This is a genomic window from Paenibacillus sp. L3-i20 (assembly GCF_022180385.2).
Taxonomy (GTDB): Bacteria; Bacillota; Bacilli; order Paenibacillales; family Paenibacillaceae; genus Pristimantibacillus.
In genome coordinates, this window is sequence record NZ_BQME02000001.1 from 2,091,726 (window position 1) to 2,114,133 (window position 22,408).

General features: G+C 42.5%; 19 protein-coding genes and 1 pseudogene. 16 read left to right on the plus strand and 4 right to left on the minus strand.

Annotation, left to right across the window (positions count from 1 at the left end):
* Positions 1–22 precede the first annotated feature (22 nt).
* The 4 genes from MFF31_RS09825 (at position 23) to MFF31_RS09840 (ending at position 3,216) form a co-directional block, all read left to right on the plus strand.
* Complete coding sequence (locus tag MFF31_RS09825) at positions 23–643, plus strand: TetR/AcrR family transcriptional regulator (RefSeq protein WP_238187830.1); 621 nt, start codon at positions 23–25, stop codon at positions 641–643.
* A gap of 64 nt (positions 644–707) precedes the next feature.
* Positions 708–1,619, plus strand: coding sequence for an ABC transporter ATP-binding protein (locus MFF31_RS09830; protein WP_238187831.1), 912 nt, complete (start codon positions 708–710; stop codon positions 1,617–1,619).
* Complete coding sequence (locus MFF31_RS09835) at positions 1,600–2,397, plus strand: ABC transporter permease subunit (protein ID WP_238187832.1); 798 nt, start codon at positions 1,600–1,602, stop codon at positions 2,395–2,397. Before MFF31_RS09830 ends, MFF31_RS09835 begins: the two co-directional genes overlap by 20 nt.
* 18 nt (positions 2,398–2,415) lie before the next feature.
* Positions 2,416–3,216, plus strand: coding sequence for an ABC transporter permease subunit (locus tag MFF31_RS09840; protein WP_238187833.1), 801 nt, complete (start codon positions 2,416–2,418; stop codon positions 3,214–3,216).
* Positions 3,217–3,227: 11 nt separating this feature from the next.
* Here the strand turns inward: MFF31_RS09840 and MFF31_RS09845 are convergent, their stop codons facing one another.
* Positions 3,228–4,286: a serine hydrolase domain-containing protein gene (locus tag MFF31_RS09845; RefSeq protein WP_238187834.1), complete on the minus strand. Its 1,059-nt coding sequence runs from the start codon at positions 4,284–4,286 to the stop codon at positions 3,228–3,230.
* 248 nt (positions 4,287–4,534) lie between these two features.
* Between MFF31_RS09845 and MFF31_RS09850 the strand changes: the two genes are divergently transcribed.
* The 3 genes from MFF31_RS09850 (at position 4,535) to MFF31_RS09860 (ending at position 9,829) form a co-directional block, all read left to right on the plus strand.
* Positions 4,535–6,445 (plus strand): beta-N-acetylhexosaminidase, encoded by a 1,911-nt coding sequence (locus MFF31_RS09850; protein ID WP_238187835.1) that lies wholly within the window; start codon positions 4,535–4,537, stop codon positions 6,443–6,445.
* Between the two features lie 331 nt (positions 6,446–6,776).
* On the plus strand, positions 6,777–8,693 hold the full coding sequence (locus MFF31_RS09855) for a CotS family spore coat protein (RefSeq protein WP_238187836.1): 1,917 nt from the start codon (positions 6,777–6,779) through the stop codon (positions 8,691–8,693).
* A complete protein-coding gene (locus tag MFF31_RS09860; RefSeq protein WP_238187837.1) occupies positions 8,690–9,829 on the plus strand; it encodes a glycosyltransferase family 4 protein in 1,140 nt (379 codons plus the stop codon). The genes MFF31_RS09855 and MFF31_RS09860 overlap by 4 nt, the downstream gene beginning before the upstream one ends.
* A gap of 221 nt (positions 9,830–10,050) precedes the next feature.
* Here MFF31_RS09860 and MFF31_RS09865 read toward each other — a convergent pair whose 3' ends face one another.
* A complete protein-coding gene (locus tag MFF31_RS09865) occupies positions 10,051–11,505 on the minus strand; it encodes a serine hydrolase domain-containing protein (RefSeq protein ID WP_238187838.1) in 1,455 nt (484 codons plus the stop codon).
* Positions 11,506–11,772: 267 nt separating this feature from the next.
* Positions 11,773–11,991: a hypothetical protein gene (locus MFF31_RS09870; protein WP_238187839.1), complete on the minus strand. Its 219-nt coding sequence runs from the start codon at positions 11,989–11,991 to the stop codon at positions 11,773–11,775.
* Between the two features lie 175 nt (positions 11,992–12,166).
* Here MFF31_RS09870 and MFF31_RS09875 point away from each other — a divergent pair, with 175 nt between their 5' ends.
* The 5 genes from MFF31_RS09875 to MFF31_RS09895 all read left to right on the plus strand — a co-directional run bounded on the left by MFF31_RS09875 (position 12,167) and on the right by MFF31_RS09895 (position 17,799).
* The gene (locus MFF31_RS09875) at positions 12,167–12,901 is read left to right on the plus strand and encodes a MerR family transcriptional regulator (protein ID WP_238187840.1); all 735 of its coding nucleotides are present in this window, start codon (positions 12,167–12,169) and stop codon (positions 12,899–12,901) included.
* Between the two features lie 125 nt (positions 12,902–13,026).
* Entirely contained in the window at positions 13,027–14,181 is a 1,155-nt protein-coding gene (locus MFF31_RS09880; protein ID WP_238187841.1) for a CdaR family transcriptional regulator, read from the plus strand.
* Between the two features lie 162 nt (positions 14,182–14,343).
* On the plus strand, positions 14,344–15,477 hold the full coding sequence (locus tag MFF31_RS09885; protein ID WP_238187842.1) for a glycerate kinase family protein: 1,134 nt from the start codon (positions 14,344–14,346) through the stop codon (positions 15,475–15,477).
* Positions 15,478–15,531: 54 nt separating this feature from the next.
* Entirely contained in the window at positions 15,532–16,959 is a 1,428-nt protein-coding gene (locus MFF31_RS09890; protein WP_375541311.1) for a GntP family permease, read from the plus strand.
* A gap of 195 nt (positions 16,960–17,154) precedes the next feature.
* On the plus strand, positions 17,155–17,799 hold the full coding sequence (locus tag MFF31_RS09895; RefSeq protein ID WP_238187844.1) for a DUF2306 domain-containing protein: 645 nt from the start codon (positions 17,155–17,157) through the stop codon (positions 17,797–17,799).
* Here MFF31_RS09895 and MFF31_RS09900 read toward each other — a convergent pair.
* Positions 17,780–18,736 (minus strand): N-acetylglucosamine kinase, encoded by a 957-nt coding sequence (locus MFF31_RS09900; protein WP_238187845.1) that lies wholly within the window; start codon positions 18,734–18,736, stop codon positions 17,780–17,782. The genes MFF31_RS09895 and MFF31_RS09900 overlap by 20 nt on opposite strands.
* A gap of 116 nt (positions 18,737–18,852) precedes the next feature.
* On the opposite strand from MFF31_RS09900, the pseudogene MFF31_RS09905 reads away from it, so the two are divergent.
* The 4 genes and pseudogenes from MFF31_RS09905 to MFF31_RS09920 all read left to right on the plus strand — a co-directional run.
* Positions 18,853–19,106: pseudogene (locus MFF31_RS09905) on the plus strand (MBL fold metallo-hydrolase); the annotation flags it as partial.
* 144 nt (positions 19,107–19,250) lie between these two features.
* Positions 19,251–19,451 (plus strand): hypothetical protein, encoded by a 201-nt coding sequence (locus MFF31_RS09910; protein ID WP_238187846.1) that lies wholly within the window; start codon positions 19,251–19,253, stop codon positions 19,449–19,451.
* On the plus strand, positions 19,448–19,774 hold the full coding sequence (locus tag MFF31_RS09915; RefSeq protein WP_248565444.1) for a hypothetical protein: 327 nt from the start codon (positions 19,448–19,450) through the stop codon (positions 19,772–19,774). The genes MFF31_RS09910 and MFF31_RS09915 overlap by 4 nt, the downstream gene beginning before the upstream one ends.
* Before the next feature lie 207 nt (positions 19,775–19,981).
* Positions 19,982–22,330: a S9 family peptidase gene (locus MFF31_RS09920; protein ID WP_238187848.1), complete on the plus strand. Its 2,349-nt coding sequence runs from the start codon at positions 19,982–19,984 to the stop codon at positions 22,328–22,330.
* Positions 22,331–22,408 lie beyond the last annotated feature (78 nt).

Sequence of the window (22,408 nt, forward strand, 5' to 3'; positions counted from 1 at the left end):
TATTTTGGTAGGAGGAATTCAATTGTTTACTAAGTTTTTGGCTACAGATGAAGAGAAACAGACTCGTATTATTGGGTCTGCATTGAAACAATTTGCTGAGAAGAGCTATAGCGCGGCTTCCACTAACGAAATTGCAAAGGAGGCAGGTATTTCCAAGGGACTGTTGTTTCATTATTTTGCAAGCAAAAAGGCGCTATATCTCTATATGTACGATTATTCTATTCAAGTTATAAGTGAAGAGATAGGTCAGAAGGTGAACTTCGATGAAAGGGATCTGTTTATAAGAATGAGTCAAGTTGCGGGACTTAAGCTCACGATCTTTCAAAAGTCGCCTGATTTGATGAAGTTTTTGGAGCGGGTGTTTTTTGAGGAGGCTGAAGAGGTTAAGCAAGAACTAGAAGATAGGAAAAAGCAGGTAGCTACAAGCGAATATTTTAAATTATTTTCGGATATAGATAGCTCGAGTTTTAAAGAAGGTATCGATGCGGCTCAAGCGATCAACGTAATTTTGTGGACGCTTGAAGGTTTAGGTGAATCAGTGAAGGCGCGTCATAAGCTGGATGGCAAAGAAATCGATATTCCATTGCTAATGGAAGAGTTTGATCGTTATATGGAATTACTGCGGATGAGCTTTTATAAATAATAGTACTAAGTGTAATGAAGGTTCTAAGTTTGATGAAGGAAGTAGAGAGAAGGAGGAGTTAAGCATGCATGCAATTGAATTGAATCATCTGACCAAAACGTATGGCGGAGCTAGAGGGATTACGGATCTTAGCTTTACGGTGGAGCAAGGGGAGATATTTGGATTTATCGGACCTAACGGGGCGGGGAAATCGACAACAATTCGTACGATGCTTGGACTGATCTATCCTACAAACGGCAGCGCAAAGATTTTCGGCAAGGACTGTATTGCACATGGGCCGGAGATTAAAAAGGAGATCGGGTATTTGCCTTCTGAGGTGTTCTATTACGACAATATGAAAGTGAAGGATCTGCTTCAATATTCGGCTAGTTTTTATAAGAAGGATTGCAGTAAACGGATCAAAGAGCTTGCAGCAATAATGGAGCTTGATCTTACTAAACGAATCGATGATCTGTCGCTCGGCAATAAGAAGAAGGTTGGTATTGTGCAAGGACTTTTGCATGAACCAAAACTCATTATTTTGGATGAGCCGACGAGTGGCCTTGATCCGCTTATGCAGCAGAGGTTTTTTGAACTGTTGGAGGAGGAGAACCGAAAAGGAGCAACCATTTTATTTTCCTCCCACATTCTTAGTGAGGTGCAAAGGCTGTGCAATAGAGTGGCGATTATTAAAGATGGCAAATTGATTGCGCTAGAGAAGATAAGTGATTTAAAGGATAACACGTACAAAAAATTTAAAATTGAGACAGCAACAGAGGTGGATGCGGCATCTTTCGCCATTCCAGGGGTGACGGAGTGGAAGAAGGATGAACGAACGATTAGCTTTCTCTTTAAAGGCAATATTAACGATGTCATGCGAAAAATTGCTGAGCTTACGCTCGTTAATATTTGGGTGGAGGAGCCAGACCTTGAGGAAATCTTCATGCATTATTACGTGAAGGAGGATGGATCACGCCATGAACATGTATCGGCATGAGCTGTGGGCAAATCGGAAAGCAACGATATTGTGGTCGCTGTCTCTCGCAGGTGTAGTTTGTTTGATGCTTGCCATGTTCCCGACTTTCTCCAAAGATGCTGAAACATTTAAAGAAGTGTTGGAGACGATGCCGGATGTTATGCTCAAGGCGATTGGTTTGCAGATTGACAGCATCACTTCTCTTCTGGGCTTCTATTCCTATGTGTTTATGTATGTGACATTATGCGGTGCAATTCAAGCGATGCATCTCGGTGCCTCGATTGTATCAAAAGAGACTAGGGAAAAGACGGCAGATTTTTTACTGACTAAGCCAGTTGCTAGAGGGGTTGTCTTAACGTCGAAGGCGCTTGCTGCACTAACGCTTTTGGTTATAACGAATGTAATTTATTTTGGCATTGCTAGTGTAATAGCGACAATTGTTCAAACCGAGTCATATAGTTACGGCGCATTTACACTGGTTTCACTTACACTGTTGTTTATTCAATTGATTTTTTTGGCACTCGGCATAGCTGCCGCGCTATTGTTTCCAAGGATGAAGACGGTGCTTCCGTTGTCGCTCGGAACGGTGTTTGCCTTCTTTATGATCTCCGCTATTGGAACTTCAAGCGGTGACAGCAAACTAAGGTATTTGACCCCGTTTCAGTATTTCGATCGTTCCTACATCATTACGCATGGCGGATATGAAGCTGTATATGTGGTTGTTGGTGCTGCTGTGATTGCGGTTTGTACCATATTTAGTTTCTTCCGTTACCTGAGGCGGGATGTTCATGTTGGCTAAGAGGGAGGTAGATCTATTATGAATCTGTTTTGGCGAGAAATGAAGGCGAGCAGGAAGTCGCTGCTCATCTGGATAGTTGGTATTATTGCTATGGTTGGAGGCGGAATGAGCAAATTCACCGGACTATCCCAATCAGGAGATGCGATGAATGAGCTTATGGCAGATATGCCAAAGGCGCTTCAAGCAATAGTTGGAGTAAACGGGCTCGATATTTCTACACCAACTGGTTATTATGGCATCCTTTTTCTCTATTTGATCGTTATGGCAGCTGTTCATGCTTCTATGTTAGGTGCGAATATTATCGCTAAAGAGGAGCGGGATAAGACGTCGGAGTTCCTGCTCGTTAAACCTATCTCTAGAACGAATATGTTGTTGTTTAAGTTATTGGCGGCCGTTGTTAATGTGTTCATCTTTTCTATAGTTATGTTTGTGAGTTCTATTGCCTTCGTTGGGTCATTTGCCGAAGGCGGGGTGACATCGGTGACAGGAGATATTGTTCCACTTACGATTGGCATGCTGCTTGTGCAGCTATTGTTCATGAGTGTGGGCATGGCACTTGCCTCATCAAGCCGCAAGCCAAAACGGGCGGTAGCTCTATCGGCTGGTATAATGCTGCTAACGTTTCTATTGTCTATTGTCATTGAAATAAGTGGCGGAATGACATTTATGGGTTACTTGACCCCGTTTCAATATTTCAAGGCAGCTAGTGTAATAGAAGATGGTTTTGAACCGATTTATATTGTAATGTCCCTGTTTATAACTGTGGGTGCGCTAGCCTTTGCCTATAGGAGCTATAATCGAAGAGATATTCAAATATAACTTATAATCTATTAAGCAAATTCTTGCAGCTGCGGCTTCAAGACTTGATAGAGCTCTCCAATAATCCCCTCTAGTTGATGCACGGCTGAATCCGTATTTGTCATGATAACCGCTCCAGTTCCCAAATGAGGGTATGCTACCAACATGCATTGGAATCCAACTCCCCAACCAAGGGAGGAGACTTCTAATGCCTGTTCGGTGTTGTCGAGGAATATGCCTAGTCCAGTCCACGCTTTGCCCAATTGAGGGCTCATCCATTCCTTCGCTGTATGTACAGAAAGGCCTATTCTGCTATTGCCTTGCAAAGCATTCATTATTTCAATGACAAGTAGAGCTATATCCGTCGGTGTGGACCATAGTCCACAAGCAGCATCATAGGGATAGATGGGATGCTGGCTGTTTACGACGTGGCCATCCTTCGAGTGCCCGCATGCAAATTGTGTGCTGTTAGATGCTGAGATGGATGGTTGATAGATACTGTTGGTTAATAGAAGTGGTTCAAAAATTAGTTTGTTCATAACAAGATGAAAGGGTTCCCTGGTAACATCCTCTATCAGTTGTTGTATCATACAAAATCCTGTATCCGAATACTGAAAGTCGCTAATAGGTTCATAGGTTATCGTAGCTGCTTCTTTGCAATAGGAGGTAGAGCCATCTAATAGTTCGGCCATCGTTGGAAAATACCCAGTGTGATCAAGTTCATAATAACTTCCGGCAGGATCAACAACGCCTGACTGATGGCTTAGCAAAGCGCGAAGTGTAACGGGATTGCCCGGATAGTATGGTCCATCGGGAAGTTTCCAAGAATGGAGTCGGTCATTTATATCTTCATCTAGATCTAAGAGGCCCTCTTCAGTTAGCTTGAGTACTAACAATGAGGTTGCAAATTTGCTTATTGAACATGCGTTAAACATAGATTTTTCATTTACGGCGTTAATGTACCCCTTCTCAATAATACCAAAACCTTCTGTCTTGCTTACTTGTCTATTGTTAATGAGTGCAATACTTAAACCAGCAACATTATAATGATTCAAACGCTCATTCATATCGATACGGCTAGGTAATTTCATGTTTTAATAAGCCTCCTATAGTAATCCGTTTAGATTGTGACAGAAATGAACAAGTTTCTTCTCAAATTATAGAACACACGTTCTTATTTTTCAATAGAAAATTGTAATGAGATGGATAGCATCCTTTGTCGTCATAGATTAATAGTAAATAGTAAACAGTGACAATTATTTATGATGGATTCGATCATTCCTTTTGATGTAAAATACATAGATATGAACGAATCAATCACTCTTGGGAGGAACCTCAGATGAAAGTGAAGTTTCAAGGCAATATTTCGGAGCTTGCGCAAGGTATCAAGTTATTGCTAAAGGATCTTGGAGTGACAGAGTCAGAAGACGGAATCGTTGTAACTGTAGAGCCGTCTGAGGAGAAGCTTGAAGTTGGTTTACAGGGTAATGAGGCTTACATTCGTTATGCGGCTAAACATCAATTTTTCCGTGGATTAAGTCTACTTATTCAAAAGGGTCAAAGTGGCGCAGACTTTCAGTTAAGCGAACAGCAGCAGTTCGACGCAATTGGACCAATGTTCGACCTTTCGCGTAATGGCGTGCTTACTGTTGATGCCTTCAAGTTTTTGCTTCGCAAAATGGCTTTAATGGGTATGAATACCGTTATGTTATATATGGAAGATACGTACGAAATAGAAGGAGAGCCATACTTCGGCTATATGCGAGGTCGTTATTCGCAGGCAGAGCTGAGAGAAATCGATGATTATGCTCATCAATTCGGTATTGAGGCATTCCCGAGTATTCAGACGTTAGCTCATTTGGAAGAGTTTCTGAAATGGGAGCCCGTTAAGGCATATAAAGATACGAAGGGTGCCCTCCTAGTAGGCGATGAGAAAACGGATTGTTTAGTAGAAAATATGATAGTTAGTATTACAGCACCATTCCGTAGTAAGAAAATTCATATAGGTATGGACGAAGCAGAAGAGCTTGGACGCGGCAAATATTTGGATCACAATGGACATGTTAGCCGTTTCGACATTATGACGGGTCATTTGGATAAAGTGTTGGAAATTACACGTCGCCTTGGGCTTAAACCAATGATGTGGAGTGATATGTTCCTGAAGCTGGCTTCGGAAAACGGAGAAGAGTACTACGGGCATGACACACAAATTCCAGAAGAAATGGCGAAACGTATTCCGAAAGATGTAGATATGGTCTATTGGGATTATAACCATGTTGAAAGTGAAGATTACGAAAAGCTGATTGCTAAGCATCGCCCGCTAGGCAACAATCTCATTTTCGCAGGTGCAGTATGGGTGTTTAATACATTCGGTGTTAACTATGGTCTTTCATTGCCAGCAACGGATATCGCTTTGCAAGTTTGTAAGAAGGAAGGTATCCGCGAAATTTACGCAACAATGTGGGGCGACGATGGAATGGAGAGCAATCCGTATATTGCTTTATTAGGTTTACAGCTTTATGCAGAGCATGCATATACGGAAGGTTCGCCAGATGATGCGGTTGTGGCCGAACGAGTCAGGTTCTGTACAGGTATTGATGCGGATACGTATATTCAGTTGAAATATTTGGACGAAACGCCAGGAGCCGAGCCGGATAATCAAAAGCAGAGCAATCCTTCTAAATTTTTATTGTATCAAGATGTATTGTTAGGATTGTTTGATAAGCAGATTGAAGATTTAGAGATGTCAGCTCATTACGCGTGGCTAGAGCAGCAGTTCGCAGCTCGTCGTAACGCTTCAGCAGAGCTTGATTATTTGTTTGATGTACCACAGAAGCTTTGCACCGTATTGAAACAGAAAAGCGAGATTGGCATTGAACTTAAGCGAGCATACGATGCTGGTGATAAGTCCGCCCTATCACACATCGCTACTAATGTGCTTCCGGTGATAGCTACCGCTGTTACTGAGCTGCGCGCTGCGCACCGCAAGCAGTGGTTGACGATGTTCAAAGTATTCGGCTGGGAAGTCATCGATATTCGCTATGGAGGAGTAATCAATCGACTAGATACTGCGGTCATGCGTTTGCAGGATTATGTGGAAGGTCGCATTGAGCGAATAGAAGAGCTGGAACAGGAACGGTTGCTGTACAGCACAACGAATCGTTTCACCAATAAAGGGGCTGGCTGGTGCAGCTATTATTACCGTATGGCTTCGCCGAACGTATTTTTCCATGTTATAAATCCATTTTAATAGATAGGCGTTAATATTGTACGTACGAAGTGGTCATATCCTGCAAAGTTTCAACTTGCGGGTATGGCCTTTTTTCATTTCCAAAAAGTATTATGGTGTCGAAATTAAAATTTAAATCATAGCAAAAAAATTAGACGTTAATAATTAATCAATGTTGCTGATGTAAGAAATCCCACATCCAACAAGACAACAACTATTAAATAGCAACAGCATTTGCGGTCAAGCAGTTCCGCTAATATCCAAATCTCCACTCCTATACATATCCATGCCCTCCCAGTCCGCATATAAATAATAGGACATTATACTGCGATTAAGAGTGGAGGAAGCTTATTTGGAACAATATCAAATTGTGCCATGGGATAACATGTTGGAGGAAGAAGCAGCGGGCATAAATCTTGAGCAATATGTCCCGCCTGAGCTGGAGCAACTCGCACATCTAGTGTGCAAGTCATACGATATGGACGTTAAAGGAATGACACTGATTACCTCCAAGCCCGATAAGGGTGGGGCAATATGGCGAATAGATACGAATCACGGCCCAAGGAGTCTAAAAGTACTGCATAGGACCCCCCAGCGGAGCTTATTTAGCGTAGGAGCTCAGGAATATGTGGTGAAGAATGGAGCGAGAGTACCCGGAATTATTTTGACCAAAGATGGCAAAAATTCAGTCGTTGCTGGCGGGAAGCTTTGGATTGTGACCGATTGGATCGACACACTTACGCCTGTCGCCAAAATTGATCTTGAAGGTGCAATGACACTTTGTCATGGTTTGGGAGAATTCCATAAATGGTCGAAGGGTTATGTGCCGCCATTGGAAGCGGGTAAATCTTCTCGGATTTTTAAATGGGAAGGTCAATACCAGAAAATTACAGCTAAAATTGGTTGGTTCCGTCACATTGCTAATGCTTATCCAGAAACTATGGCAAGTGGTCATTTGTTATCTGTACTAGATATGTTTGAAAAACAGGCAGAGGAAATTTTTAAGAGATTTAAAGAATCTGCCTATCAGAAAATGATTCGAAAAGGAGAAGCGCATTGGGGTCTTGCTCATCAAGATTATGGTTGGTCCAATGGGCAAATGGGTCCTAACGGTATATGGGTTATTGATTTAGACGGAGTTGCTTTTGATCTTCCGATCCGAGATCTACGCAAAATTATTACAAGTACGATGGATGACATGGGTGCGTGGGATATTGCATGGATTAGAGGTGTTATCGATGCTTATCATCAAGCCAATCCATTAGACCAAGAAACGTTCGAGCTGCTTTGGATTGATATGGCTTTTCCGAATGAATTTTATAAGCATACAAAAGAGGTCGTATTTGAGCCGGTTACGTTCATGAACACGGAGCTTGATGCGATACTGGATCGGGTAGTTGCCACGGAGGCAAATAAGTGGGAAGTACTAAGGGAGCTTGAAAAGGATAAATCAAAATATGCCGCTGGGGACTATGCGGAAATAGAGGAAACGCCAGATCTTCCGTTTGCCTATAGAGACTATGCAAGGGGCGGAGGATCGATAATTCCGGCTCAAGAACTAAGTGAGGAACAAGATGACAAGGAAGATAAGAAAGATAAGAAAGATAAGAAAGATAAGAAAGATAAAAAAGATAAAAAAGAGAACAAGGGAATACAACTGGTCGTAAATCCCGATGGCAAAGCGATTATTTTACCTGGAACTGACGCAAGTGACGACAAAAAATCGAAGCGTAAACCAGTGAGGAAGGTTAGAAAAAGAGAGAAACAAGAGAAACAAGAGAAACAAGAGGAACGCTTAAGAGAAAGTCTTTCGAAGGGAAGACGATTACAAGGTCGAAAACAGAAGAAACAGAAGAAACAGAAGTTAAAGTTAGAGGAACTCCACAAATCAGTTGGCGAAGTTAGGAAGCCAAGCTCGAAAAAGGCGGCTACTCCTAAGCCCGTTGCCCCAAAGATAAAGGAACCTAAATTCAAAAAAAGTACTGCTACTAAAAAACCTATCAAACCAACTAAATCAACTAAATCAACTAAACCAACTAAGCCAACTAAGCCAACTTCAAGGCCACTTTACGCAAAGCAGCTTCTTGAAGATTTAAAGAAAATTAGAGCCGAGCTTGCGAAAGGGAGCGGGGCAGTCAACAGAAAGCAAGCGCAATCGAAACGCTCCAAACCGCTTACAAAGTTAGGCAACAAGTCCAATAAGGCGAGCACTAAAGCTTATATCTCTGCCTATAGAAAGAGAAGATCGGGAAGGGGGAGAGCGCTATGAATATACTCATGATTTGTACGGAGAAGCTGCCAGTTCCTAATATTAGAGGCGGAGCGATCCAGACGTATATCGGTGGTATAGTAGACCTGCTTAGCAGAAACCATACCATTACAATATTCGGTAGAAGCGACCCAGATCTTTCAAATGATGAGAAGGTAAACGGGGTACGTTATGTTCGGTTTGAATCGCATGGAATGCTCGATATTTATATGCAAAATGTGATTCCTTACTTGGCTGCAAGCAGCGAACAATACGATATTATTCATGTTTTCAATCGTCCAAAGTTGGTGCTCCCAATAGATTCCGTAAGACCTAGTGCAAGAATTGTGCTCAGTATGCACAATGATATGTTTAATCCGCTTAAGCTGAGCAAGCAAGAAGGAGAAGCTGTCGTTGAACGTGTAGAAACGATTGTGACGATAAGCAATTACATCGGTGCAGCGATTTGTAGAGACTATCCGCAAGCAGAAGGGAAAATTAGAACGATTTATTCGGGCGTAGATTTATCGAAGTTTGCTCCATGGAAGGCATCTGCATCCGCGCAAAAGGATCGAGATAGTATTCGTGCGCAACATAGCTTAGGGAACAAAAAAATTATTTTGTTCGTTGGCCGATTGTCTCGAAATAAAGGACCTCATGTACTTGTTAGAGCAATGTCCCAGCTCAAACATTCTGATGCTGTGCTCGTAATCGTTGGTGCCGCCTGGTACAGCGATGATCGGGTGAGTGATTATATTGCGTATCTGCGTGCTCTTGCTGAGAAATCTCCAATACCAGTAGTGACAACAGGTTATGTGCAGGCTAGTGACGTGCATAGGTGGTTTTGCGCGGCAGATGTATTCGTCTGTACGTCGATTTGGGAAGAGCCGCTTGCACGGGTTCACTACGAAGCAATGGCGGCAGGGCTGCCTCTAATTACGACTGCTAGAGGTGGTAATCCAGAAATAATAAGAAATAATAACGGCATTATTATTCAAAATCCGGAGGACCCTGCTGAGTATTCTACCCATCTCAACAGTATGCTTTCTAACGTCGGCAATGCGCGTCAGATGGGACTTCACGGTCGCAAGCTAGTGGAGGAAAACTTCACATGGACTCATGTAGCTGGTCAAGTTTTGGATGTGTGGGGTAAATAAATACTCTTCAATATAGACGATGTCCCATTAGCAGAGTAATCTACTTTGGGCATCGTCTTTTTGTTGTTGCAAGGGTGCTTCTCGCACAGCACGGAGCGGTGCGATCAACCCTTGTAACGAATCCTATGTTGATCAAATAAGAGTTACTGGGTTCGTTAGCTATGGGAGATAGGCTGTATCCTCAAGTAAGTGAATCTACTTTTGGGACAGCCTCTTTTCGCTTAAATGCGTTTACGAACTTTGATAGCAATCTTAATCGCACCGACTACCATCAACACTAAAGGGAGTATGATTAAAGCGTGCCCAATGCCAGGCAAGAAAGTAAGCACGACAGGCCAAGGGACAAGCAGTTTGGGCAATAAGAGTAATAGTGCGCCTGGAAGCAATAAGTGGAAAATAAGAATGAATGCAACGTTTAGAACGGTACGCAGCTTAGTAGGTTGTTTTTTGTTTTTTCTGCTGAAGAGACCATAGATGGTGTACAAAATAAAAACGATAGCTGCGAGTACGATCAGATCAAGTATTACATATGTTTTTGTGTATCCGGTATTCAGAGGTAGTGGCTCTTTTTTCTGCAAAATGTTGCTTATTCCTGTCATAAGGTAATCATAATTATCAATATGGAAAACATCCATTGCGTTGATAAGAATAACAATGCCGTATTCGCCGTCTAGCTGCATCTTTGAGTAGGTATTTTCTGTTGATCCATCATGAGAAATAAGATTGTTATGGACTGTCCAACCCATCGCATAATGCATGCCGCCCCACATGCTGGAAGCAGGCTCATGCATCTGACGGACGCTGTCTTCAGAGAATACGATGTTGTCGTTGTAAACACCTCCATTCATATGTGCAATGAGATAGCTCGACATATCTTCAGCGCTGGACATTAAATATCCTGACGGGAGCGTGCCCTCGTGCCGAAGCTGCTTGGTTGGAATCATTCGTCCAAATACGGGTTGATACCCGGTCGCTAATCCAGCGTTCTGTGCTTCTTTTGGAGAAGCATAACTATGCTTCATGTTCAGCGGCTTAAAAATATGTTGGACTACATAATCGCTATAGGATAAGCCAGATACAGCCTGAATAATGCCGCCCAAAATATCGTAGTTTAGATTGGAGTAGTTAAACTCCGATCCGACTGCTGCCAAAAGGCTAATATTTTCCAAACCATTTAAATGCTCTTCAAGTGGCTTGTCTCCCTTTGTTAAAGGGGCTTGTCCATCATAAGTGGAGAGGCCGCTCGTTTGATGCAGGAGATGCTTCACTACAATTGTTTCGGAGGCTTCTTTGTCAGCTAATTGAAACGATGGCAAATAACGTTGAACAGGTGCATCCAGATCAATTTTCCCATTGTCTACAAGTTGCATGATAGCGGCTGCCGTAATCGATTTAGTAGTAGAACCAAGTACAAAAGGTGTTTGAGGTGTTACTGGTGTTTGGTCTGGTCCAGAGATACCGTAACCTTTCATATATATAGTTTGATTACCCTTTACAATTCCAACTGATGCACCAGGAATACGGTATTCCGCCATTGTTGATTCAACAAGTGCATCGATCTTTTCAAACTGTGACGATTCCTCTTTTGATTCTGCTCTTGATTGTGTTGGTACCAGTAGACTTGTCGTTGTCACGATGACTGCAATCAGAAAAGTACGGATTGATAAGTTAAACAAATGCAATGTCCCCTTCCAGCATTTTCAATTCCAATGTCCTTATTATGCTGGAAAACGTAATTCAGTCGCCATCGATTCAGGTTACATAACCTTACAAACGTGACACTTTGTATACTAAGGAATGGAAAAACAGCGTTGAGAGTGGCTATTTTTTTTGTAGTGCCTGATTCATTGAAAGCATTAGTTGTTTAATACTTGAAAATTGCATATAACCCATGCTATTTCACATGGGTTATATGCAATCTTCAACATGTAAAGATCTATTTGTTAAACAGTAGCATCCACATTGTCTAATGCTAGTTCAAACTTCACTTCAGTTACTTGATTCCATTGAATGGTTTCAAGAAGGTTTTTAATGATTACTTTACGGGCTTCTTCACCTTCACCTAGTTCATATACGTCTGTGTTACCTTGTTCATATACCAGCACGAGTTTTGCAACTTCACTTGAGAAGAGTACACTTTTGAAATCTTGATCAATAGACAAAACGATCCCTCCACTTGTTCTTCATTTTTGAACTGTTTGTTATATTGTATAAAGTGATCACATTTTTGGTGTGGGCAACTTGAAGGTTTGAACCTTTTAATAATGATGAAATTACATATTGACTCTCACGTTGCGTGATACTTTATAGTAAAAGACATAAGGAGGCGAGAACGCCATGAAAGTAAAAGAAGTTGCAGATCTAGTAGGGATCAGTGTGCGCACACTGCATCATTATGACGAAATTGGCTTACTTGTTCCAGACCAATTGACAGAGTCCGGTTATCGTATCTATTCGGAGCAGAACTTGGAGCTGTTGCAACAAATTTTATTTTTCCGCGAACTTGATTTTCCTTTAAAAAAGATAAAAGAAATCATCTTAAGTCCGTCTTTTGACAGACTCGAAGCTCTAACTATGCATGAGAAAATGCTGCAAGAGAAGCGCAGCCAGCTTGATCGGCTCTTGAAGACGGTAGCGAAGACGATACAACATGCCAAAGGAGGCATTACAATGTCCAATAAAGAAAAATTTCAAGGTTTTGACTTTAGCAACAACCCTTATGAACAAGAGGCAAGAGAACGTTGGGGCGGTAAAGTAGTAGATGATTCTAATGCAAAGCTTAATGCAAAGAAGGACAAAGAAGGGTTTCAGGAGACGTTTAATGAGCTCTATCGTAAGCTTGCTGCTGTACGCCATGAAGGTCCTGCATCTGTTGCAGCGCAAACGACGATTGGCGAATGGTACGTATTGCTGAATAAAATGGGCAGCTATTCCTTTGAAGCATTCAAAGGACTTGGCCAAATGTATGTTGACGATGAGCGTTTTACGAAAAACATTGATCAATTCGGCGAAGGACTAGCGTTATTCATGCGAGATGCTATGGCTGTTTACGCGGACAATCGGCAAAACTAATGTATACTTTGTAAGGCTCCCATCTTCCACGGAAGATTGGGGGCTTTACTTTTTTTAGTTGACCATATGATTTAGGCGGGATTATGCTCATTATATGTCTATAACGACTGACTGCAGGAGGCTGCATGAGAATAACGAGGAAGATAGCAGATCTTATTGTAAATAAGACGAAAGAATTAACTCAGCTGAACATGAATGTAATGGACAAGCATGGCATCATTATTAGCTCGAGTGACCCAGTGAGAATTGGCATGCTTCATGAAGCAGCAGCAGAGGTTGTACGCCGGGGTGAGGAACTGACTGTTACTGAGGCACAGGCTGGTCGATGGGCTGGAAGCAAGCCCGGTATTAACATGCCTATCTATTTCCATACGGAAGTTGTTGGTGTTATTGGTATTACGGGACATGAGACTGAGGTTGTACCTTTTGGACGCGCTGTTCGCATGATGACGGAATTATTGTTGCAACAATCCTATTTGTCTGAGCAAGTGGAGATGAAGGAACGCTCCAAAATGTATTTAGTGCAGGAGCTGATTACTAGCACGAATGTAGATCAAACGACAAGGGATGGTCTCTATACAAGAGGGGATCTTCTTGGTGTTGATCTACGATTGCCGCGGGTTATTTTTCTTATTCAGTTGACTCCGCTTGATGATACGAAAGAATATGTTGTACGATTCAAAGAAATTGAAGCATTGTTTCCAAACCCGAAAGAAACGCTTGTTGCCCAGATCGGACGAGGCCGCTGGATGATTCTTGCTGATGCTTCAGTGTACAAGACGAGTCGGCATGCCAAAAAAGCACTGTTAGATATCGCATCTAAGATTACTTCTTTGCTTACAGAATGGTTTCATACTGCTGTGCATGTGGCAATAGGTAGATTGTGTACCGATATTAAGGATGTTGGTGAATCATTTATCGATACGGTCAAGATGCTGGACATTGCAAGAAAGGAAACACAAGGAGGAGCAATACTTCATAGTGAAAATTCTGCTCTTCAACTGATTTTGTCGGAGGTTACAGAAAGTTCAGCAAGGCAGCTCATCGTACAAGTGCTTGGTGAGCTTGTGCAGCATCCCAATCTGCTTGAAACGTTGCAAGCCTTTTATGATCATGATATGAATTTCAATGCAACTGCGAGTGCACTTGGCATTCATCGCAATACGTTGTTATATCGTTTAGAACGTGTGACCACCTATATTGGAGAAGACCCGCGTCAGTTCAAGCAAGGGATGCGTATACAACTTGCCCTTATGCTATATCGAATTAAGGAAACGTAATAATAAGCACAAAAATGTAAAATGTGAATTGGTTTAAACGCACAAGAAAGCGCTTTATATAAAGCGCTTTCTTGTGCGTTTTGTACATTGTTGATGCTTAGTAGACTCTTCTATAATGAGAACTATCAAGAAGAAGGTTGCTGCATGAGGGGGTTGTAAAGGATGAAAGTTGTAATTGCACCAGATTCGTTCAAAGGCAGCTTATCTGCACTAGAAGCGGGTGCTGCTATAGAAAGAGGGATTAGAAAGGTTTTACCTGAAGGCGTTATCAAAGTAATTCCAATGGCAGATGGCGGCGAAGGAACGATGGATTGTTTAATCAGCTCGACTAAGGGAAGGTTTGTCAGCGAATCCGTCGTTAATCCTTTGGGACGACTAATCGATTCGGGCTATGGCATATTGGGAAATGGCACAACGTGCATTATTGAGATGGCGATGTCCTCCGGTTTGTATTTAATTGAAAGGTATGAGCGTAATCCACTGCTCACGACAACGTTTGGTTTCGGACAGCTCATTAAAGCAGCGCTCGATCGAGGTTGCCGACAATTTATTCTGGCGTTGGGCGGCAGTGCTACAAATGATGGTGGAGCAGGAATGCTGCAAGCATTAGGTGCTGAGCTTTTAGATATTGAAAACGAACAAATTGGATTTGGCGGAGGGGAGCTTGAACGTATCAGCACAATTCGCATTGAAGGGATGGATGCACGCTTAAGCGAGTGCGAGTTCATTATCGCTTGCGATGTCGACAATCCATTTATCGGTGAGAAAGGCGCTTCTGCTGTATTTGGTCCTCAAAAAGGTGCTACGACAGAGATGGTAGGGCAGCTTGACAGCAACTTGGAGCATTTCGCCAATGTCATCAACAATACGCTTGGAATAGCGATTCACGATATTCCGGGTACCGGTGCTGCTGGAGGTCTTGCTGGCGGGATACTTGCTTTCCTGAATGGCAAGCTGGAATCCGGTGTATCTATAGTAGCTCGGGTATCTGAACTTTCTAATGCAATGGAGGACGCTGACCTTGTTATTACTGGAGAGGGGAGAGTAGATGCCCAGACGGTTAGAGGAAAGACACCTTACGGGGTCGCAAAAATAGCGAAGTCGCATAATGTGCCCGTCATTATATTAGCAGGTTCTATTGGAGAGGGAGTAGATGTCCTCTATGAATATGGTGTTTCAGCTGTGCTCAGTATCGTAAATCGACCTATGACGCTGGAAGAAGCGATGGAGGAGACGGATACACTTTTGGCAGCAGCATCTGAGCAAGTCATTCGGATCATCCAATCAAAAGTATAGGGGGAACTTAGAATGAAGACGGAAATTAGCCAAGAAGTTATTCAGCTAGGGCCAATTATTCTAGGCTTGTTGTTCGCTTGTATTCTATTTATCGTATTTGCCACTGCCAAGTGGAAGCTCCATCCGTTTCTTTCTATAATAGCGTCTACGTACATCTTCGCGCTGGGGACAAATCTAATCGGCAAGCTGTCCGGACAAGAGGTTCCCATTATCGCGGATATCGGGGCAACGATAACATCAGGCTTCGGTGGCATTATTGCGAGCATTGGTCTCGTCATTATTTTCGGAACGATCATTGGTAAAGTGCTTGAGAAGACGGGTGCAGCAATCAAAATGGCTGAAGTTGTTCTACGTTTATTGGGAGACCGTCACCCAGCCATAGCAATGTCCATTATTGGATGGATTGTATCGATTCCAGTATTCTGCGATTCTGGCTACGTTATTTTGTCCTCACTGAAGAAATCACTTGCAAAACGGTCTGGTGTTAGTGTGGTTACACTATCAGTTGCTTTATCGACTGGCTTGTATGCTACGCACACACTTGTACCGCCAACGCCTGGACCAATAGCGGCTGCAACCAATGTAGGTATCGGGTCATCAGGCCTTTTCTGGGTAATCATTATCGGTATTATCGTATCGATTCCAGTAGCACTAGCGGGACATATTTGGGCTCGTACAGTAGCAAGCAAGCTTCCTACATCATTAGATGAAGCAACAGAAACATTTGAAGAGTATAAAGCAAGATTTGGTAAGTTGCCATCAACATGGGCTGCATTTGGTCCAATTGCTCTGCCTCTTCTATTGCTTGCTCTTGGTTCAATCGCTAATTTCCCAATCGGTACAGATGTAGATGGCAACAAAGAAATGTTAATGAGAGGCTTTGCTCACACACTCTTTACTTTTTTAGGGGCTCCAGTTAATGCTTTGTTCGCAGGCGTATTGCTTGCTATCTTCACCTTGCTGCCTAAACGTGACGAGGAGAATTTGACTAAGCTGATGGGTGATGGCCTTCTTGATGCAGCGATCATTATTATGATTACTGGGGCAGGTGGAGCACTTGGATCGGTCATTAAAGCAACACCTATTGCAGATTATGTTAAGTCGTTAGTATCAGACAATGCAGCTATGGTCGGTGTAGGTGCATTGATTTTGGCCTTCCTTATTGCCGCGGTATTAAAAACAGCTCAAGGCAGCTCAACGGCAGCGCTAATTATAACATCGACGATCATGATGCCATTGATGCCCTCATTGGGATTGATGGAAATGATGGGTACGGTACCGCTGGGACAGATTTTGACGGTAATGGCTATCGGCTCTGGTGCGATGGCGGTCAGTCACGTAAACGATTCTTACTTCTGGGTTGTATCGCAGTTCTCGGGCATGAATTTGAAAACTGCCTACAGAGCACAAACGATGGCTACTTTAGTACAAGGTCTGACAGGTATCATCGTAGTGTGTATTCTAGGTGCGATCTTCCTATAATACTAACTTGAAAAGAACCTTCTATCTCGCTTTTATGGCGGGCTGGAAGGTTCTTTTCTTTTGATATTCATGCCCTATGTAACATTTTATACATGAAATATAGTTTGAATTGTAACATTTCGTTAGTGAATGATAGCCCAAATAGATATACGATTATTGCATAAGCACAATAGTTGAAGGAGAAACCGAGGGACTATGGTTAAAAACAAAAGGCTTTATGGACTAGTTATATTTGTTGCCTTTGTATTTATAAATTATGTTGTATATATGTATTTCTTTCGTGATCCCGACGCATCCCGATTTTTAAGTCACAAAAGCGTAAAACGTCCCCCTGATGTTGAGCTGTGGTTAAACGTTATGCGTGTCCATGCGATTTTGGCATGTGTTGCGATGATAGTAGGGATAACGAATTTTTCAAAGCGATTTCTTCGTTCGTTTCCAAAGTGGCATAGAATTAACGGCTACTTGTATTTAATTTGTGTGTTCTTTGTCGTTCTTTCTTCAGGTTATATGGCGCCGTACTCAACTGGCGGCAAAATAAACAGTGTGGCGTTTAATTTGTTAAGTATGGTTTGGTTCGCAATGACAGTTATAGCTATCATAAAAATAAGGAAGAAGCAATTGGATCAGCATCGCAAATGGAATATTCGCAGCTATGCCTTTTGTTTCACTAATATGTTCATTCATTTGTATAGCTCGATCTTGCACTACGGATTTGGGGTCTCTTATGTTGAGAGCTATACGATCGGTATTTTTGCTACGATTCCCACATTATTTATTTTGGCTGAGTATGTCATAAAAATGGTCCTTCCAACCGCTGCTAAGCCTCTAAAGCTGTAATAGGAGCAGAATTGCCTATCTCTCTTAGAGCAAGTAGAACAGAGCCTTCAACAGGCTTAAGCTTAGGCGAAGTAACGACATAACGCTTATTGTTGCCGCTCGTTAGTAAGTCTTTGAGCAAATTGGATAGGTAAGCACTAGTTATAACACTGCCGATAAAAGCAACTTCAACCTCATCAGTTGAAAAGGCGGAGCCTATCATCTCAATGCCGGTTTTTAGTTGCTCGGCAGCTCGTCTACAGGTTACCTTCGCAACAGAACTACCACCTTCTGCGGCGGTGGTAACAAAGGGGGCGAAATCTCCGAATTTCTTGTTTCGCGCAAACTTATCGGAATCAAAGCCTGCAAAGGAAAGTTCTGCCATCTCATGGATGCTGGCTGCTCCCCAATGATGCAGCATATGTTCCACTAGCCATTTATCAGAAGTATCTCTGTTGCCGGCCAAAATCTCATAAACAGCTTCATAGGCAATGAAACGAGCGGCACTGGAAGCATAATGATGAAAGTCATAGTTTCTAATTTGTCTGCCTGATTCAGTAATGCCAACTATAATCGAACCAGTGCCTGAGATGACGATTATGCCCGGCTTTCCTAATAAAGCCCCCGCATGTGCGGAAGCGGCATCATTAATATGCAGCTTGGGGCAGTCTAAGCCAGGGAGCAATGTCAGTTCTGATACCCACGATAAATCTTCCGGTGTGTCGTACCCCGCAATTCCAGCAACAAGATGGCGGACATCGCCTGTAGTTCGATTAGCGGCAGCCAAAGCATCTGTAATAGCTTTCCTCACATTGTGGACGGCATTTTTGTCTTTGTATATGGATGAAGCGCCATCCCCTTCTACATACGCAAGCTTTTTCCCTTCGAGATCACATACCATTACCCGAGTATTTGTACCGCCTCCATCAATGCCGATAACAACAGATGTGTTCATCATGTGAACTTAATCCTCCTAGTATAATTAGTGATAATTATAAAATAAATATGGAATCTTTTGGTGGAGTTTTATAAAAAGATAGACGGAGGGAAGCCCATGGTTGTTGCATTAACGATCCGTTAGGAGTGGATCAGCATCTGAGACGTTGGGCGTACAAGCGGATTTAATTATAGAGCTGGATTGGTGGAATGAGCTGGAGCTGCAGAGGATTAAGTTAGCCTGTACACCTGCCCGTCATTTCTCTGGTCGAAGTAAACGATATGCTCCCTTTGATCTGACTATGATGGAATGCGGACAATATGATGAGAAATGGGCAGCTATTCATATGCTTCCAGAAGAAGCTGTTCAAGCCCATGAGGATGTACAAGGATAGGTAGTATTGCCGATCCATTGGGGAAGCTTCACCTTGTCCTAAAAACAAATAGACAAAAATTAATATAGCTCAAACGCAATGTCAACCATCATCCCTTTTTTAGCGTTAAATAAGGAAAATGGTGTGTGGAGGTGTAGTTGCGTGGCAAAGAGAGGCGTGAGGGGGAATAGAAGGGATGTAAGGCTTCTTAGTTCGGCTGCGTTTGCTGTATTGGTTAGCCTAGTACTTGCAGGCTGCAATAAGGCGGCGAAGGAAGAAGTAAAGATAGTGAATCTGGATACTAGCATAGTTATTCCAATGGAAGAGTCAGACCCTGCTTGGCAATTGCCCTCGATAGGTTGAGTAAAACTCCGACATTTGACGAGTTGATGCCAGAATTGTTGAAGTATAATTCAGAGCAAATGGCAGTATCTTGGAAGACTACTTATGAACAAAATCCCGGATGGTTAATGGAGCCGTATGGTCTCGTTTATGCCATTTTAATGTACGAGCCGAGTCTTAACGTTTTAGAGAAGAGTGAGGATCATGTGACGTTGGAGTTTAGTACCTATATGCAAGTACCTGATCCCGATTCCATCGTAAGTTCACGTATCATGACGGTAGATTTGATGCGATCGGATGAACAATGGAAAATCGATTCGGTAAGTGAAGAAGTTCTCGCATAGAATCGAACCGCTCCAGCCACAGTAGATGAATAATTATACAGCTGACAACAATAAAATGTGATCAACTATGAATGATACTATACTATATTCAAGGTAAATAACCACGATAATTCCCCGAAAACATCTTCCTTGCTCATGTCATATTATGTTCATATTCCTTTTTTATACTGTTAATGTAAGTAACATACAAAAAGGAGTTGGATGAAAATGAGTAACGAGATGCCTAGAGAACAGTATGAACGCGCGGAGAAAGTGTTGTTTCAGCATTGGATGGATCATGTGTATAATGGCCGTGTAGTACCTAATTGGATGGATGATTCGAGCAGATTTTGGTATCGTCGCGACTTGCGTCTGGAATCAGGAAAAGGAACAGAGTACATCGTTGTAAATCCAGCGGAGCATTCGTCCACACCTGCTTTCGATCATGAGCGATTGGCGGCATCGTTAAGCGTACTGCTTAGCAAAACATTGTCCCCACAGCATCTTAAACTAGATAAGATTGAATTTGATAGAGATAGCAATAGTGTTCGTTTCAAGATGGATGACAGGTACTGGGAGTGTAATCTGAGCAGCTACCTATGTACACTTGTTCAGGAACCTGAACTGAAAGTAGCTGGGCATGAGGTTCTATCGCCAGATAGACAATGGGTTGCCTATGCCGAGCAGTACAACATATATGTTCGTCATATAATGACGGGCGAGATCAAGCAGCTTACATATGATGGTGAGCTGTATTACGACTACGCATCAAGACCAGAGGCAGCAACTGACGTAGGTGGTTCTACTCCACGGCAAATTATGTGGTCGCCCGATTCAAAGAAATTGTTAACGGTAAAGAATGACCAACGCTATTTGAAAGAATTACATGTCGTTCAGAATGTGCCCTTAGATCCAAATACGCAAAGACCAATATTGCATACTTCAAAGTATGCTTATCCAGGAGATGAGCATGTAGCAGAGGCAGATGTCGTTGTTTGTGATATTGAGAAAAAAAGCAGCATTATCATCAAAAGCCCTCGCGTTACAGCTGATGTAAATTCGATCATTAGCCTCGTTATTCCCTTGTCGGCTTGGAGTGCGGACAGTAAGGAAGTTTATTACCTCAATTTGGCTCGTGATTGCAAATCTGCCAAGCTAATCATTGCTCAAATAGATGATGGAACGGCAAGAACGGCAGTAGAGGAGCAAAGTGATACGTTTTTGTTTATAGACTCCTATGGATACGGAAACCTAGATCCTTATCACTTCGCAAGTGGCAGACCTAACTTCCAATTGCTACTAGATGGCAATGTTGTATGGTTATCCGAGCGTGACGGCTATGGGCATCTTTATCTGTTCGATGGCAATACGGGACAATTAGTTGTTCAGTTAACATCAGGACAGTGGAATGTGAGACGTCTCGTTGGGATAGATGAGGAGCAGGGGGTTATTTATTTTACAGCTAGTGGTGGTGGGAATACCGTTGACCCGTATTATCAGCAACTTTACCGTGTTTCCCTTACTGGTTCCGACCTGACGTTACTAACACCAGAGGATTCTCATCATTTAATTACAGCTTCCCCTGATCTTCGTTATTTTGTAGATACGTATTCAAGAGTTGATCAAGGCCCTATTTCGGTTGTGTATTCAGGTAATGGTGTATTGATAGATGTATTAGAAGCAGCCAATATTGAGCGTTTGCTGGAGCAAGGTTATCAATTTCCTGAACGCTTTAGCGTCAAAGCACGTGATGGTCATACAGATTTATATGGCATTATGTTTAAGCCCAAAGATTTTGTCCCAGGTCAAACCTATCCGATTATTGACTGCTTCTATGGTGGTCCGCAACTACAAGTCACACCTAAATCATTTCAGTGGGATACAGCAGTATTTGGTACCGATATAACATTTGGCGCGCAGAGCTTAGCACAGCTTGGTTTTGTAGTCATTATTATGGATGGGATGGGGACGCCATTCCGTTCCAAGGCGTTTCACGACGATGCATTTGAAAATATAGAAGGAGCCGCTGGTTTGAATGACCATACGCTGGCCCTTCGGCAATTAGCGGAGTGTCATCCATTTATTGATCTTGAACGTGTCGGGATATGGGGTGTATCTGGCGGAGGATATGGATCAGCGAGGGCGATACTTCAATACCCTGACGTTTATAAAGTAGCTGTATCTGCCGCAGGCAATCATGATCAGCGTAGTTACCTTGTAAATTGGGGCGAACGATTCCAAGGAGCAGTTGACCCTAATTATCCAGAACGTTATGCGAATCAGGCTAATGCGAAGCTAGCACCTAATTTAAAGGGTAAGCTATTGCTTGCACACGGGGATTTGGATACTAACGTGCATTTGAATCATACGATGGGGCTAGTTAATGCACTTATTCAATCGAATAAAGATTTCGATCTGCTTCTGCTGCCTAATGTGGGACATGAGATTAACAACAACCCGTATTTTATCAGACGCAAATGGGATTACTTTGTACGACACTTGTTAGAGATGGAGCCGCCTAAACAATTCGAAATTGGTGCAGCTGCAAAGGAACTAATACCTGTTACTAGCTTATAACCTGGTTTACTATACCATCTCTACTTCTAAGTTAAGTTGTAAATATTGCGGCGCTCCCCGGATTTAGTAGATTAGTTT

What these genes read in the sequence shown, in the direction of transcription:
- MFF31_RS09895 (WP_238187844.1), top strand. Translation starts at nt 17,155, where the DNA reads ATGGTTAAAAACAAAAGGCTTTATGGACTAGTTATATTTGTTGCCTTT.
- MFF31_RS09845 (WP_238187834.1), bottom strand. Translation starts at nt 4,286, where the DNA reads ATGAAATTACCTAGCCGTATCGATATGAATGAGCGTTTGAATCATTAT.
- MFF31_RS09880 (WP_238187841.1), top strand. Translation starts at nt 13,027, where the DNA reads ATGAGAATAACGAGGAAGATAGCAGATCTTATTGTAAATAAGACGAAA.
- MFF31_RS09850 (WP_238187835.1), top strand. Translation starts at nt 4,535, where the DNA reads ATGAAAGTGAAGTTTCAAGGCAATATTTCGGAGCTTGCGCAAGGTATC.
- MFF31_RS09860 (WP_238187837.1), top strand. Translation starts at nt 8,690, where the DNA reads ATGAATATACTCATGATTTGTACGGAGAAGCTGCCAGTTCCTAATATT.
- MFF31_RS09920 (WP_238187848.1), top strand. Translation starts at nt 19,982, where the DNA reads ATGAGTAACGAGATGCCTAGAGAACAGTATGAACGCGCGGAGAAAGTG.
- MFF31_RS09875 (WP_238187840.1), top strand. Translation starts at nt 12,167, where the DNA reads ATGAAAGTAAAAGAAGTTGCAGATCTAGTAGGGATCAGTGTGCGCACA.
- MFF31_RS09835 (WP_238187832.1), top strand. Translation starts at nt 1,600, where the DNA reads ATGAACATGTATCGGCATGAGCTGTGGGCAAATCGGAAAGCAACGATA.
- MFF31_RS09885 (WP_238187842.1), top strand. Translation starts at nt 14,344, where the DNA reads ATGAAAGTTGTAATTGCACCAGATTCGTTCAAAGGCAGCTTATCTGCA.
- MFF31_RS09900 (WP_238187845.1), bottom strand. Translation starts at nt 18,736, where the DNA reads ATGATGAACACATCTGTTGTTATCGGCATTGATGGAGGCGGTACAAAT.
- MFF31_RS09840 (WP_238187833.1), top strand. Translation starts at nt 2,416, where the DNA reads ATGAATCTGTTTTGGCGAGAAATGAAGGCGAGCAGGAAGTCGCTGCTC.
- MFF31_RS09830 (WP_238187831.1), top strand. Translation starts at nt 708, where the DNA reads ATGCATGCAATTGAATTGAATCATCTGACCAAAACGTATGGCGGAGCT.